Annotated in this window: 13 protein-coding genes and 1 tRNA gene; 7 read left to right on the plus strand and 7 right to left on the minus strand. The window is 65.2% G+C overall.

Features of this window, described 5'->3' with window-relative positions; translation table 11 throughout:
- Positions 1-191: 191 nt before the first annotated feature.
- Together ACM9LZ_RS16050 and ACM9LZ_RS16055 are read right to left on the minus strand one after the other, a co-directional pair.
- Complete coding sequence (locus tag ACM9LZ_RS16050; protein ID WP_416620506.1) at positions 192-2,111, minus strand: flagellin N-terminal helical domain-containing protein; 1,920 nt, start codon at positions 2,109-2,111, stop codon at positions 192-194.
- Between the two features lie 146 nt (positions 2,112-2,257).
- Complete coding sequence (locus tag ACM9LZ_RS16055) at positions 2,258-3,640, minus strand: leucyl aminopeptidase family protein (protein ID WP_416620507.1); 1,383 nt, start codon at positions 3,638-3,640, stop codon at positions 2,258-2,260.
- A 136-nt stretch (positions 3,641-3,776) separates the two neighbouring features.
- On the opposite strand from ACM9LZ_RS16055, the gene ACM9LZ_RS16060 reads away from it, so the two are divergent.
- Positions 3,777-4,445: a glutathione S-transferase family protein gene (locus ACM9LZ_RS16060; protein ID WP_416620508.1), complete on the plus strand. Its 669-nt coding sequence runs from the start codon at positions 3,777-3,779 to the stop codon at positions 4,443-4,445.
- A 95-nt stretch (positions 4,446-4,540) separates the two neighbouring features.
- On the opposite strand, the gene rpsI is transcribed toward ACM9LZ_RS16060, so the two are convergent.
- Together rpsI and rplM are read right to left on the minus strand one after the other, a co-directional pair.
- Complete coding sequence (rpsI, locus tag ACM9LZ_RS16065) at positions 4,541-5,023, minus strand: 30S ribosomal protein S9 (protein WP_416620509.1); 483 nt, start codon at positions 5,021-5,023, stop codon at positions 4,541-4,543.
- Between the two features lie 4 nt (positions 5,024-5,027).
- Entirely contained in the window at positions 5,028-5,492 is a 465-nt protein-coding gene (gene rplM, locus ACM9LZ_RS16070) for a 50S ribosomal protein L13 (protein ID WP_416620510.1), read from the minus strand.
- Positions 5,493-5,796: 304 nt separating this feature from the next.
- Here rplM and ACM9LZ_RS16075 point away from each other — a divergent pair, with 304 nt between their 5' ends.
- Positions 5,797-6,033 (plus strand): hypothetical protein, encoded by a 237-nt coding sequence (locus ACM9LZ_RS16075; protein ID WP_416620511.1) that lies wholly within the window; start codon positions 5,797-5,799, stop codon positions 6,031-6,033.
- Between the two features lie 60 nt (positions 6,034-6,093).
- Here ACM9LZ_RS16075 and ACM9LZ_RS16080 read toward each other — a convergent pair whose 3' ends face one another.
- Positions 6,094-6,549 (minus strand): PaaI family thioesterase, encoded by a 456-nt coding sequence (locus ACM9LZ_RS16080; RefSeq protein ID WP_416620512.1) that lies wholly within the window; start codon positions 6,547-6,549, stop codon positions 6,094-6,096.
- Positions 6,550-6,753: 204 nt separating this feature from the next.
- Here ACM9LZ_RS16080 and ACM9LZ_RS16085 point away from each other — a divergent pair, with 204 nt between their 5' ends.
- Complete coding sequence (locus ACM9LZ_RS16085) at positions 6,754-7,254, plus strand: CoA-binding protein (protein WP_416620513.1); 501 nt, start codon at positions 6,754-6,756, stop codon at positions 7,252-7,254.
- Positions 7,255-7,273: 19 nt separating this feature from the next.
- The gene (locus ACM9LZ_RS16090; protein WP_416620514.1) at positions 7,274-8,578 is read left to right on the plus strand and encodes an O-acetylhomoserine aminocarboxypropyltransferase; all 1,305 of its coding nucleotides are present in this window, start codon (positions 7,274-7,276) and stop codon (positions 8,576-8,578) included.
- 50 nt (positions 8,579-8,628) lie between these two features.
- On the opposite strand, the gene ACM9LZ_RS16095 is transcribed toward ACM9LZ_RS16090, so the two are convergent.
- Positions 8,629-9,876, minus strand: coding sequence for an MFS transporter (locus ACM9LZ_RS16095; RefSeq protein WP_416620515.1), 1,248 nt, complete (start codon positions 9,874-9,876; stop codon positions 8,629-8,631).
- Positions 9,873-10,226, minus strand: coding sequence for a divalent-cation tolerance protein CutA (cutA, locus tag ACM9LZ_RS16100; RefSeq protein ID WP_416620516.1), 354 nt, complete (start codon positions 10,224-10,226; stop codon positions 9,873-9,875). Before cutA ends, ACM9LZ_RS16095 begins: the two co-directional genes overlap by 4 nt.
- A gap of 221 nt (positions 10,227-10,447) precedes the next feature.
- Between cutA and ACM9LZ_RS16105 the strand changes: the two genes are divergently transcribed.
- From ACM9LZ_RS16105 to ACM9LZ_RS16115, 3 genes are all read left to right on the plus strand, one after another.
- Positions 10,448-10,524, plus strand: a tRNA-Pro gene (locus tag ACM9LZ_RS16105).
- A gap of 206 nt (positions 10,525-10,730) precedes the next feature.
- Positions 10,731-11,000, plus strand: a complete 270-nt coding sequence (locus ACM9LZ_RS16110; protein WP_416620517.1) for a hypothetical protein — start codon at positions 10,731-10,733, stop codon at positions 10,998-11,000.
- A gap of 723 nt (positions 11,001-11,723) precedes the next feature.
- On the plus strand, positions 11,724-14,453 hold the full coding sequence (locus ACM9LZ_RS16115; protein WP_416620518.1) for a cation-transporting P-type ATPase: 2,730 nt from the start codon (positions 11,724-11,726) through the stop codon (positions 14,451-14,453).
- Positions 14,454-14,476: the final 23 nt, after the last annotated feature.

Here is a 14,476-nt window from a genome sequence, read left to right on the forward strand (position 1 = left end):
GCAGCAGGGGACGGACCACCCCGGCAATGACTAGGAAGTAAGCCACCGTCACCGCCAGGTCACGAAAAAAGGCGGGGCACCAGCCCTGGCATATTCGCCATGGACAGGATATCGGCGGTGACAATCCCGGAATCAAGAACGGCGGGCTTTTGAAGCCCGCCGTTCCCTTAGCCATCAGGCTCCTGGGCTTATTAGAACAGCCGCAGGATCGACTGCTGCGCCTGGTTGGCCAGCGACAGGGAGATCGTGCCGAGCTGCTGGCGGGTCTGCAACAGCAGCAGGTTCGCACCTTCCTCGTTCTGGTCAGCCTGGGTCAGCTTGTTCGCGCCTTCCGTCAGGACGTTGGAGAACTCGCTGGTGAAGTTCTCACGGGTCTGGATGACGTTCAGGTTCGTGGACAGCGACTGGGAGGCGCTGCGCAAGGTGGCCTTCGCGTAATCCAGGCTGGCAACGGCGTTGTCGATGTCCGACCGGTCCAGGAAACCGTTCTGGGCATAGTCGACGCGCAGACCCTGACCATCCGTCTGGACATTCCGGCTGACGACCTGGATGTTGCTGGTGTTGTCGGAATTGAACTGCACCGACAGGTCGTTCTCGGTATTGGCGTCCGTGCGCTGCACGGTCGTCAGGTTTGCCGAGCTCTGGGCCGAAGCCGCACCCTTGATGGTCTTGGCATCCACCGTCACGCGGACCGTGCCACTGTCGAAGTTCAGGGAGTTCTCACCGTCCGACAGCTTGGCGTTACCGCGGGCGTTGGTACCCGACCGCTCGACCGTGACACCGTTCAGGTTGGTGGCCGACAGGGTGATGTCGACATTCTTTTCGATCGTCGACGTACCATTGGCGGAGGTGTTCAACGCTTCCAGCGAAGTACGGTCGATCGTGAAGCTGACAGTGGTGCCAGAGGAGAAGGTGATCGACACGGCCTTCTCAGCCGCGTTGCTGGCCGACGCACCCACCGTGAAGGACACACCCGTGCCCGCCGTCGAGTCGGACCCGATGAACAGTTCCTCGCCATCATTATAGGCGACGTTGAAGCGGGCGCCGGTATCGTCACCATTGGCCAGGGCGGTGCCGGAGTCGTTGAAGTTCGTGGTATCGGCAACCATCGCGTTGTAGAGGCCCTCGGCCACGACCTTGCGACGATCGGCCGGGTTGTCGCCCGTGCCCGCACCGCTGTTGAAAGCGTCCAGATCATCCTGCGTCACGGTGTAGGTGTAGGCCGTGCCGTTGACCGTGGCCGTGAAGGTGTCACCCACCTCGACCGCGCCGCTGATCGTCACCTTCGACTGCTGGCTGGTCCCGCTCACACCAGCCGTGGTCGTGCTGGCCACCGCGTTCTGCGTATTGTCGAAGAACTTGATGGTGCGCGATTCGCCGTTCTCCGTCACAACGACGGTGCGCTCACGGCCCGTGTTGCCGCGCATCTCGATGCTGATATCGGCGAAGTTGCCGGCCGTGGAGGAGATCGTGCCCGACACCTTCAGCGAGGTGATGCCGCGCGCATCCTCGGCCTTGGCGATGTCGCCCAGATTGGCGGTGATGGCGCCGGTGCCGCTGACATTCACGGAATAGGTGTCGGCGCGGACCACGTTGGTGACCCGGCTGTTCGACAGACCCGTCACCGAGTTGACGGCAGTGCGGCTTTCCGAGGTGCTGTCCAGGCTGAGACCGGAACCGGTCAGCAGGTTCTTGCCGGCGTAACCGCTGTCCTGGGCGATCTTGTCGATCTGCTCCTTGATGCGGTTGAACTGGTCGGCCAGCGACTTGCGCGTGGCGACCGACGCAGCGTCGGTACCCAGATTGGAATAGGCGGTGGTGGTCAGACCGCGGGCCTGCTCGACCAGGCTTTCGATCGCGGTGATACCCTTGTCGCCGGCCTGGATCGTGCTGATCGCCTGCCCCATCGATTCCTTGAGGCTCGACAGGTCGCTGGACCGCGTCGACAGGGACTTGGCCGCGAAGAAGGAATTGGGGCCGTCCAGGGCCGAATTGACCTTGTTGCCCGTCGCCAGCTTGGTCTGGATGGACTCGACCTGGCGGTTGGTCTTTTGCAGCAGCAGCAGGTTGCTGCGCATACTGGAAGTCAGGCTGACATCGCTCGAAGACATTGTGTCTCTCCTTTGGAGGTATGGAACCCCGAATTTTTCGGGTCAGGATCGAGAAAACACCGATCCCCGCACAGAGTCAAGCGGATTAGCCGCAGCGGAACAGAGGCTATCCGTTTGGACTGCGGCTGGCCGGCCGCGGGATTGCCTCAGAGCTTCCCGAAACGGGCAGCGATAGCGGCGAAGACAGCGCGCAGCGTCATGGCCTCCCCGCCCTCTGGGCGGCCGGGGCGGCTGGAATTGTTCCAGGCGAACAGGTCCAGATGTGCCCATGGCGTCTCCCTGGATACGAATTGTTCCAGAAAAAGGGCCGCCGTGATGGCGCCCGCCATGCCGCCGGCAGGCGCGTTGTTCAGGTCGGCAATCTTGCTGTCCAGTTGCGGCCGGTATCCCTGCCAGAGCGGCAGCCGCCATATGGGGTCGCCGACCTCCATGCCCGCGGTCAGGATGTCGGCCGCCAAGGCATCGTCATTGCTGAACAGGGCCGGCAGGTCGGGGCCCAGAGCCACCCGCGCGGCACCGGTCAGGGTGGCGAAATCCAGCAGCAGGGCGGGTTTCTCCGAATCGGCTTCCGCCAGCGCATCGCACAGGATCAGCCGGCCCTCCGCGTCGGTATTGCCGATCTCCACCGACAGGCCCTTGCGCGTGGGCAGGATATCCATGGGACGGAAGGCGTTGCCCGCCACGGCATTTTCCACGGCCGGCACCAGAACACGCAAGCGCACGGGCAACCCCGCTTCCATGATCATGCGGGCCAGACCCAGTGCATGCGCACCGCCCCCCATGTCCTTCTTCATGATCAGCATGCCGGATGCGGGCTTCAGGTCCAGGCCGCCGGTGTCAAAGCACACACCCTTTCCCACCAGCGTCACGCGCGGGTGCGTGGCATCACCCCAGACAAGATCGATCAGGCAGGGGGGCCGTACCGCAGCCCGGCCAACGGCATGGATCATGGGATAGTTCGCCGTCAGCAGGTCGTCACCGACGGTGACACTGCAACTGGCCCCGAATTCCGCCGCCAGACCGGCGGCGACTGCGGCCAGTTGCGGGGGGCCCATATCTTCACACGGGGTATTGACCAGGTCGCGCACCATGAAGGCCGCTCTGGTGAACCGCGCTATCGCCGCCCCGTCCGCATTGGCGGGCAGCACCAGTCCCGCAAAGCCCCGGCCCGCCTTCTTGTAGCGGGTGAACTGATAGGTGCCCAGCACCCAGCCCGTCGCCACGGCCGTGGCCGCCGCCGCTTCCAAGGCGGTTTCCAGCAGATAGCTGCCGGCCGGCAGGGTCGCAGGCAGCCCGGCCAGAGACCAGATGTCCACCCGCTCGCCAATGCCCACCAGCACGCGAGCCAGGCCCCCGTCGCTTCCCGGCACCAACGCCGTGGAGCCGGCGGCCCCCGTGAAGCCCACGCGCTTGACCCAGGTCGCCTGCGCCTGGGGAACCGAGGCCAGCCATTCCTCCAGCCCCTCCTTGCGCAGCAGGGTCACGGGCACGGCGTCGGCGGGGGTCTCTGTCAGCAAATGGGCAGTCACGGTCGCGGCTTCCTTCAGGGATCAGGCGCTGTCAGGTTCGGCCATCGGGCAGCCCGCTCAAATCGGGCTTGGTGGCCACAGGCCTTCAGCCCTACTCTTCCAGCCCTTTCTTAGCAACGGTGAAGCAGGACCTCCCATGACGGCCGCCCCCTCCCCCGCATTCACCCTGGTCCTGGGCAACAAGAACTATTCCTCGTGGTCGTTGCGCCCCTGGCTGGCCATGCGGCAGGCCGGGCTGGCCTTTGACGAACAGGTGGTGCCGCTGCGCCAGACCGACACGAAGGCCAGGCTGCTGTCCCATGCCCCCAGTGGCAAGGCACCTGTGCTTCACCATGGCACAGTGACGGTATGGGACAGCCTGGCCATCTGTGAGTATGTCAACGAATTGTGCCCCCAGGCCGAGCTATGGCCCACGGACCCCGTCGCCCGTGGCGTGGCGCGGTCGGTCGCGGCGGAAATGCATTCCGGCTTCCCCGACCTGCGGCGCAACCTGTTCATGGACATGCGCAGCCGCTACGACCGGCCGGCCCGGGTCGCGGCGGCCCAGGCCGATATCGACAGGGTGCTGGCCATCTTCACCGATTGCCGGGCACGATTCGGTCAGGGTGGCCCCTTCCTGTTCGGGGGCTTTGGCATCGCGGATGCCATGTTTGCGCCCGTCTGTTCCCGCCTGCGCACCTGGGGCGTGGCACTGGACCCCGTATCCGGCGCCTATGTCGAGGCCATCCACGACCTGCCCGCCATGCGGGAATGGCTGGCCGACGCGGAGAAGGAGCCCTGGACCATCGACTATGAAGGCATGTGAGGCCGGCACCGGCCGGCCAAAAGAAAAAGGGCGTTCCCACACGGGAACGCCCTTTCTCCATTCCTTGGACCCAGGCTTGCCAGGATCCAGGCGCATCAGCGCTTGGAGAACTGGAAGCTGCGGCGGGCCTTGGCCTTGCCGTACTTCTTACGCTCGACAACGCGCGGATCGCGGGTCAGCAGGCCGGCGGCCTTCAGCGAGGGACGCAGGCCCGGCTCGAAGAAGGTCAGGGCCTTGGACAGACCATGGCGCAGGGCGCCTGCCTGACCCGACAGACCGCCACCGGAAACCGTGGCGATAACGTCGAACTGCTCGATCCGGCTGGTGATCTGGAACGGCTGGTTGATCATCATGCGCAGCACGGGACGGGCGAAGTAAACCGCCAGTTCGCGACCATTCACGGTGATCTTGCCGGTGCCGGGCTTCAGCCACACGCGGGCGACGGCGTCCTTGCGCTTGCCGGTCGCATAGGCGCGGCCGAAAGCGTCCAGCTTGGGCTCCACCGGGGCATCCGGGGCGGCAGTGACAGCGGCGGCGGCGCCGGCCTTCAGGTCAGCGAGGCTGTTGATGGTGGCCATGATATCAGGCGCTCCGCTTGTTCTTGGCGTTCAGGCCGGCAATGTCCAGCACCGCCGGCTCCTGGGCGGCGTGCGGGTGCTCGGCACCGGCATAGACGCGCAGGTTGGACATCTGGCGACGACCCAGCGGGCCGCGCGGGATCATGCGCTCGACGGCCTTCAGGATGACGCGCTCGGGGAAGCGGCCGTCCAGGATCTGGCCGGCGGAACGGCCCTTGATGCCGCCCGGATAGCCAGTGTGCCAGTAGAACATGGCATCCTGGCGCTTGTTGCCGGTCAGGACGACCTTCTCGGCATTGATGACGATGACATTGTCACCGCAATCCAGGAACGGGGTATAGGTGGGCTTGGTCTTGCCGCGCAGGATCATGGCGATCTGGCTGGCGAGACGACCCAGCACAACGCCCTCCGCATCGATCAGAATCCACTTCTTCTCGATCTCGGACGGCTTCAGGTTAAAGGTCTTCATCGGAGCACTCGGGCTTGAACGGATGAAGGCGCCAACCACCGGGCTGGCACCGAAGCGGTGGGTGGTTTACGGCCAAACCCGCATCGCGGCAAGCAAAAAATGCAGCATGAACAATGGGCTGGGGAACGGTATTATAGTACCTCAATCCGAAACACCTTGATATTATTGGACTTTTTTACCTCAAATCTCCTGCGCATGCCCCGACCTTTCCCTGGCATGCGGTTGTGGCATCGGCCCCATGCGAGGGAACCTGGAACCTGCACGGGTGTTGCTTGTCCGGTGCAACCGTTAAGAGGAGGTTCGAATGTCCACCATCGCGACGATCCGCGCGGGCGCCGCCGCCGTGGCCCTGGCGGGCCTGCTGGCCGCCTGTGGCAACAGCATGGAACAGCGCGCGGCCAGCGGGGCCCTGATCGGCGCCACGGGCGGTGCCGTGCTGGGCGGCAATGTCGGCAGTGCTGCCCTGGGCGGCTTGGCCGGTGCGGGCGCCGGTGTCGTCACGCACGAGATGCAGAAGGACAAGCAGAAGCGCAAACCTTGATCATCCCGGCCTGAAGGCCCGCCGCCCGCGAACCGGCTTTCCCGGCAAGGGAAATCCGGTTCAGGCCGGCGTCGCGGCCGGAATGGCGTAGGTGCCTGTCGCATGCGCGACCGGATCGGGGTCGCCATCGGAATGGATCAGCACCTCGCCGTAGGCAAGCCGCTTGCCCGGTTTCAATATCCGGGCCTCGCCCACAAGGGCGCGCGGCGGCGGCTTCTTCAGGAAATGGATGGTCATGTTGCTGGTGACCGCCAGCGGCACATGGCCGATCTGGCTGAGCACGGCACCATACAATGCCACATCGGCCAGCGCGAACATGGTGGGGCCGGAAATGGTGCCCCCCGCCCGGATGGTGCGCGGCGAGGCCCCCACATCCATCACACACCGGCCCCACCCCATTTCCCGCACGGCGAAACCATCGTCCCGGACCTGCGGCATATATTCATCCAGCAGGGCGGTGAACGCCGCAACATCCAGGGACGGCAGCCGGAGATTGCCAGACAGGTGTCGCGCCATGGGCCGGTCTCCTCTCACTTATTCCCGTTGTTCACGGACAGACCAACCAGTGTAGCCTGCCCCGCCCATAGGGAGCAGCCAGGACTTTCGGCGTGCGTTTTTAACATAAAAATACAGTGAAACAGCACATTGTGCCAATCGAGCCTGTTGAAAAGACGGGCGATTTGTCGTTCCCTGTCCTCCCCATGGCCGGGACCAGGATGCATGCAGCACGATTTCTACCCTGACGAGTTCATCCGCGGCGTCTTGAACGCGGTGAAAACCATCGCCGTCGTCGGCGCCACCGATAATCCGGTGCGCGCCAGCTTCTACGTCATGAAATACATGGCCGACAAAGGCTATCGCATGATCCCCGTCAACCCGGCGCTGGCCGGCAAGAGCGTGCTGGGACAGCCGGCCTATGCCAGCCTGACCGACCTGCCGGAAAAGCCGGACATGGTGGATATCTTCCGCAACACCGCCGAGGCCGGCCGGGTGGCGGAAGAAGCCGCCGCCATGGGCATCCCCTATATCTGGATGCAGCTTGGCATCCGCAACGACGAGGCGGCGGCCAGGGCAGAGACGGCAGGGGCCACCGTCATCATGAACCGCTGCCCCAAGATCGAATATGCCAGGCTTTACGGCGAGATCGGGCGCCAGGGGGTCAATTCCAACATCATCACCGCCAAGCGCCGGCCCGTGAAACCGGCCAAGAAACTGATGTGACATCGCAGAGGAACGCCAGATGAGCGACGAAACACCCCGCAGCTTCGGATTTGAAACCCGCGCCATCCATGCCGGCGCGGCCCCCGACCCGGCAACCGGCGCGCGCGCCACGCCGATCTATCAGACCAGCAGCTATGTCTTCGAGGATGTGGACGAGGCTGCGGCCCTGTTCAACCTGCAGAAGGTCGGCTTCATCTATTCGCGCCTGACAAACCCCACCGTGTCGGTGCTGGAAGAACGGATCGCCAATCTGGAAGGCGGGGCGGGCGCCACCTGCACGGCGTCAGGCCATTCCGCCCAGATCCTGGCCCTGTTCCCCCTGATGCGCCCCGGTGACGAATTCATCGCCGCCAGGAAGCTCTATGGCGGCTCGCTGAACCAGTTCGCCAACAGCTTCCCGCGCGCCTTCGGCTGGAACTGCGTCTTTGTCGATGGGGACGATCCGGAGAATTTCCGCCGGGCCGTCACGCCCAAGACACGCGCCATCTTCATCGAAAGCCTGGCCAATCCCGGCGGCGTGGTCAGCGACATCGCCGCGATCGCCAAGGTCGCGGACGAAGCCGGTGTGCCGCTGATCGTCGACAATACGATGGCGACGCCGTATCTGTGCCGCCCCATCGAGCATGGGGCCACGCTGGTCGTGCATTCGACGACGAAATTCCTGACGGGCCATGGCACGTCGGTGGGCGGCGTCGTGGTGGATAGCGGCAAATTCGACTGGCGCCGGGACGGCCGGTTCCCCGCCCTGTCTGAGCCGGAGCCCGGTTACCACGGGCTGCGCTTCGCCGATACGTTCGGGCATCTGGCCTTCACGATCTATGGCCACGCCATCGGGCTGCGCGACCTTGGCCCCGCCATGGCCCCCATGAACGCCTTCCTGGGCATTCTGGGGACGGAGACGCTGGCCCTGCGGATGGAGCGCCACTGCACCAACGCGCAGAAGGTGGCGGAATTCCTGTCTACCCACCCGGCCGTGGCCTGGGTGAACTATGCCGGGCTGGAAGACAGCCCCTACAACGCACTGGCCCGGCGTTACCTGCCCAAGGGGGCGGGCGCCGTCTTCACCTTCGGCGTCAAGGGCGGCTACGATGCGGGCGTGCGCGTCGTGGAATCGGTGGAACTGTTCAGCCATCTGGCCAATATCGGCGACACCCGGTCCCTGATCATCCACCCTGCCAGCACGACGCACCGGCAGTTGACGGAAGAAGGCCAAGCCGCCGCCGGGGCCGGGCCGGATGTGGTACGCCTGTCCATCGGCCTGGAATCGGTGGAGGATATCATCGCCGACCTGGACCGTGCCCTGACGGCCTCGCAGGAGGGATGATCCGCATCAGCCCGCCCCCGGCTGTCCATATGGCCGGGGTGCGGGGATGATCAGTCCCCGGCGCCGGCCACCGGTACCGGGGACAGCCCCTCCTTGCCCTGGACCGCGCCATCCGGCCCCTTTCCTTCCCGCGGCAGCAGGAAGGCGGACAGCAACACCATGGAGGAGAGCACGGCCAGCACCGCGAACACCAGTTCCGGACCCGCCGTGCGCCCATAGGCCCACGCGACAAGTTGCACGCCCAGCGGCGCCATACCGAAGCTGAGCACGAATTTAGACCCATAGGCGATGCCGCGGTAACGGGCCGGCGTATAGTGGGCCAGCAACAGGTTTTCCGCCGGGATCTGCATGTTCATCAGCGCGACCATTCCCGCCGCCAGCACGATCGAGGACCAGCCCAGCACCTGCATGGCCAGGAAATAAAGCGGAATCTGGAACAGCGCGCAGCCCATATAGATCCATTTGACGGGCAGGCGGTCGGCCAGAAGCCCGCCCAGGAACTGCGGCAGGGCACCGGCCAGGAAGACGGCCGTGACCAGGCCGCCCACACCAAGCGTACTGCCCGCCAGATCGGTGCCCACCGCCTGTTCAAACCATTTCGGCGACATGGTCAGCAGCGACTGGAAGATGACGCCGCCGCACATCATGGTCACCGACAGGATGATGAAGGCGCGCACCAGCTCGCGGCGGCCGGGAACCGTGCTTTCCACCATGTCGGCCCGCCGATCCATGATGGCGCCGCGGGCGATGTGCCAGCCCAGCGCCAGCGCAAAGACCAGACAGATCAGGCCCGGCACCAGGAAGGCACTGTGCCAGCCCCACAATGCCGCCAGCCCGCCGGCCACGATACTGCCGCCGGCCACGCCCATACTGCCGAAAATGCCCAGCACACCCATGGCACGGCCACGGTTGGCGGCATTCTTCATGGTCCAGGAGATGCCGACGGGATGATAGATGGCGCCGCCCAGCCCGATGACGGCCAGGGCCCACATCATCTGGTCGGGCGTGTCGGCCAGGGCGGCACCGATCGCCCCCAGGCCCGACAGCACGAACATGACGACGATCATGCGGCTGTCCGACCAGCGGTCGCCCAGCCACCCGGCCAGCGGCGCCCCCAGGCCGATCAGCAGCGCCCCGAAGGTCCACAGCCGGATCAGATCCTCGTACCCCATCTGCCATTCACGGACCAGTTCCAGCACGATGGTCAGGTAAAGACCCGTCATCACATGCATGGTGGTGTGACCGATATTCGAATAGGCCAGCGACAGTCTGGCCGAACGCTGCTCCGCCGGCATCATGCCCCCTCCCCTTCCGGGGTGGCCTGGGCCGGCGCCGTGCTGCCCGCCACCAGCCAGGCCAGATAGGCCGGCAGCCCGCCCGTGATGGGCAGGGTGACGATGCAAGGCAGTTCATAAGGGTGCAGGGCGCGCACGCGCGCCGTCAGCGCCCCGGCCCCGCCGGCCCGGCATTTGGCGATCAACACCACCTCCGACGCCTGCTCCACCCGCCCCTGCCAGCGGTAAAGGCTTTCCATTCCCGGCAGGATGTTGACGCAGGCGGCCAGCCGCTCCTCCACCAGGGCGGCGCCGATGCGACGGGCCGTTTCGATATCGGGTGCGGTGACATAGGTCAGGACAGGCGCTTCCATCCCTGGATTTCCTTCGCTGCTGGGCCGCCGATGGTAGCCCCCCGCCCCCTCGCTGTCCCGCGCGGGCGGCGGGCCGCAGCCCCGCGTACCGGACAGGGCAGACCGGAAAACGACAATCATGCGATTTTTTGTTGATAGAGGCGTTGCATCCCTGGAAGTCGGTGGCTATAGTCCGCGCCCGAACGACGGCGGGGTTCCCCGGCGTGGTTCGCACGAGAGGTCGGAGCGTGGCGCAGCCTGGTAGCGCACTAGACTGGGGGTCTAGGGGTCGCAGGTTCGAATCCTGTCGCTCCGACCATTCTCTCGCTAACCCTACCAATGGGTTACACGGAAAGCCGCCGTCGGAAACGACGGCGGCTTTCGTGCTTTTTGGGGCTGGGTGCGGATTTTGGGTGCGGATCGGGAGCGCAGCCAGTCGCTTTTCTACTTGACCCTGCCCATAATTGTCCGCATTATGCGGACATGGCAAGGGAATGGCCCCAGCCAGATTGAGGGAAAGCCCCGATGACCGATATGTCCGCAGACCTGACGGAACAACTGGCGCGCACTGACCGCTCGCTGGAGGAAACCCGCAAGTTTGTCGCCGAACAGCACAAACTGATGGCCGAACAGCAAAAGCTGATGGCGGAAGAACGCAAGCTGCTGGCGGAGGCTGACAAACTGCGCCGCGATCACGGCTTCGCCCCCTTCACCGCTTCCGTCGCCATGGTCACGTCGGTCGTCACCGGTATCGTCGCCATCGTCGCCATGTTGAAATCCATGGGGGTCCTGTGACCCCCGACGAAATCCGGGAATGCTTGGCCCTGCTGGGTTGGTCCCAGCGGGGCTTAGCCTCCATGCTAGACATGGATGAACGTCAGGTGCGCCGTTGGGCGTCCGGGCAAGCCGCCATGCCTTCGGACATTGCCGGCTGGCTGCGTCGGATGGCCGATACCATCCGCCGCGACCCGCCCCCCGCGCCGCGCCGCCGTACGGCTGCCATCAGCACCGGCTGAACGACGCACGCGCCACTTAGTCCAACTGAACAGGCTCCACTCAGACGATACGGGGGCGGGGCCATATTCTCATCGGGAACCGATCAGCACGCGAGTATTGCCAAGCTTCCCGGCAATCGTCGCTCGCAACAGAATCCAACGCCCCCGAAACCAAAGGGACAGAACCCAAAGTGCAAGGAAATGCCGCGGGGGCCCTACGTCATGATCGCAGCTTGGGAGAGGGACCTCACGCACCCTTTCCCAATTGCTTTACATTTAAATGTTGTATTCTGTTCATATCAAATTTCTTTCGTGCCTTCACAGCCGTTAGCCGCTGACCCGCGCTGTCCATCACCGGCGACGGACGGCCGCAGCCGAACGCCGATACGGCCGCCACCAAATCCCCCCGGCTTTTGATCAGGATCAATGGGGTTCCGCCCTGCCCTGGTAAGTTTCCCGGATGAATAATGCCAGTCCTTGATGACCGGCCCCGGAAACCACGGCAGAGAACGGACCCCTTGCGATGAATGAGAAGCCGGCGGCACCGACGCCCGAAGAGTACCCGATCGCCTGGCATGCCCTGCCGGAAGCGGACGTGTTCGCAGCACTGGCTACCAGCGTCAGCGGCCTGGACGCGGCGGAGGTGCAGCGCCGGCTGCGGGTCAACGGGCCCAACCAGCTGCCGGCAGCCCCCGGAAAGCATCCGATCATGCGGCTGCTGGCACAGTTCAACAACGCGCTGATCTATTTCCTGCTGGCCGCCGCCGTGGCCGCCGCCACGCTGGGCCATCATATCGATGCTGTCGTCATCCTGGCCGTGGTCACGGTGAACGCCATCGTCGGCTTCGTGCAGGAGGGGCGTGCCGAGAAGGCGTTGAACGCCATCCGGTCGATGATTTCCCCCCACGCCCAGGTGATCCGCGATGCAAGGCGGCAATCCATTCCGGCCACCGACCTGGTCCCCGGCGACATTGTGCTGCTGGAAGCGGGTGACCGCATTCCGGCCGACCTGCGCCTGACCCGGGCCCGCGCACTGCTGATAGAGGAAGCCGCCCTGACAGGCGAATCCGTGCCGTCAGAGAAACGGGAAGCTCTGGTGGATGCCCGAAGCCCGCTGGCGGAGCGGTTCTGCATGGCCTTTTCCGGCACCATGGTCGCCGCCGGCCAGGGCATGGGCATCGTGGTGGCGACGGGCGCCCATACGGAGATCGGCCATATCAGCCGGATGATCAGCCAGGTGCAGGAGATCACGACCCCGCTGCTGCGTCAGATCAACGAGTTCGGCCGCCGTTTCACCTGGACGGCCGTCAGCGCCGCCGTGGCCTTGTTCATCTTCGCCGTGCTGGTGCGGCAGTTCCATTGGGAAGAGGCACTGATCGCCGTGGTGGCGCTGGCCGTGGGCGTCGTGCCCGAAGGACTGCCGGCCGTCATCACCATCACGCTGGCCATCGGCGTGCAGCGCATGGCCGCACGGAATGCCGTCGTCCGTCGCCTGCCCGCGGTGGAGACACTGGGCGCCACCTCCGTCATCTGCTCCGACAAGACGGGCACGCTGACCCGCAACGAGATGACGGCCCGCCGGCTGGTCACGGCCGGGCATGAGATCATGGTCGGCGGCTCCGGCTATCGGCCGGAGGGCAGCTTCCGTGTCAGCGGCCGGGACGAGGACATGGAGTCGCTGGCCCTGGCGGCACCGCTCCTGCGCACGGCCCTGCTGTGCAACGATGCCCAATTGCGCCAGACGGGTCCCGACGCCTGGCATGTCGATGGCGACCCGATGGAAGGCGCGCTGGTCTGCCTGGTCATGAAGGCCGGGTTCGATCCCGGCCATGTCCGCGGGGAATGGCCGCGCGTGGACGAGATCCCCTTCGACGCCAAGCACAGATTCATGGCCAGCCTGCACCAGGGCCCCGGTGAACGGGTGATCTTCGTGAAGGGCGCGCCCGAACAGTTGCTGGCCAAGGCCGCCGGTCAGGCCGGTGCCCACGGGACGGAACCGCTGGACGCTCCCTGTTGGCAGGAAAGGATCGAAGCCGCCGCGGCACAGGGGGAACGTGTGCTGGGTTTCGCGATGAAGCCGGTTCCGGCCGGGCTGGACCGGCTGTCCTTCGCCGATCTGGACACGGACCTGATCTTCATCGGCATCATCGGCTTCATCGATCCGCCGCGCGACGAGGCGGTCGACGCCATCGCCGAATGCCGGTCGGCCGGCATCCAGGTGAAGATGATCACGGGTGACCATGGCGCCACGGCCGCCGCCATCGCGGGGCAACTGGGCCTGGCGGACCGGCCGGAGGTGGTGACGGGCGCCGATATCGACCGGATGGACGATGCGGCGCTGAAGCAGGTGGCCGAGCGCGCCCATGTCTTCGCCCGCACCAGCCCGGAGCATAAGCTACGTATCGTGCAGGCGCTTCAGGCCGATCGGGCCATCGTCGCCATGACGGGCGACGGGGTGAACGATGCCCCGTCGCTGAAACAGGCCAATGTCGGCATCGCCATGGGCGGCAAGGGGACCGAAGCCGCCAAGGAGGCGGCGGAAATCGTGCTGCTGGACGATAATTTCGCCTCCATCGTCGCCGCCGTGCATGAGGGCCGCACCGTCTATGACAATATCCGCAAGGTGATCGCCTGGACCCTGCCCACCAATGGCGGCGAGGCCCTGACCGTCATCGCCGCCATCCTGCTGGGCTTCACCATGCCCATGTCGCCCGTGCAGATCCTGTGGATCAACCTGATCCTGACGGTGACGCTGGGCCTTGTCCTGGCATTCGAACCGTCCGAACCCGGCGTGATGCAACGGCCGCCACGGCCGGCCAATGCACCATTGCTGTCCCGTTTCCTGGTCTGGCGGGTGATCCTGGTTTCCTTCCTGTTCCTGGGCGGGGCACTGGCCATCTTCTTCTATGCCCTGAACCGCGGACATGATGTGGAAACAGCGCGGACCATGGTGGTGAACACCATCGTCGTGCTGGAAATCTTCTACCTGTTCAATGTCCGCTATCTGCATGTCGGGTCGGTCACCTGGCGCGGCGTGCTGGGCACGCCGGCCGTGCTGCTGGTGATCGCCATCGTGGTGGCCGCACAGCTCGCCTTCACCTACACCCCCGTCATGCAGGCGTGGTTCGCGACGCGGCCCGTTCCGCTGGCCGATGGCATCGTCATCATCCTGACGGGCGTGCTGCTGATGGCCGTGCTGGAAGGGGAAAAGGCGTTGCTGCGCCGGTGGCGTCTGTTCGGGGATGAAATCTGAGCAAAAGACATTACTTATGAACG

Origin of the sequence: Niveispirillum fermenti, from assembly GCF_048066175.1 — a bacterium.
GTDB classification, from domain to species: domain Bacteria; phylum Pseudomonadota; class Alphaproteobacteria; order Azospirillales; family Azospirillaceae; genus Niveispirillum; species Niveispirillum fermenti.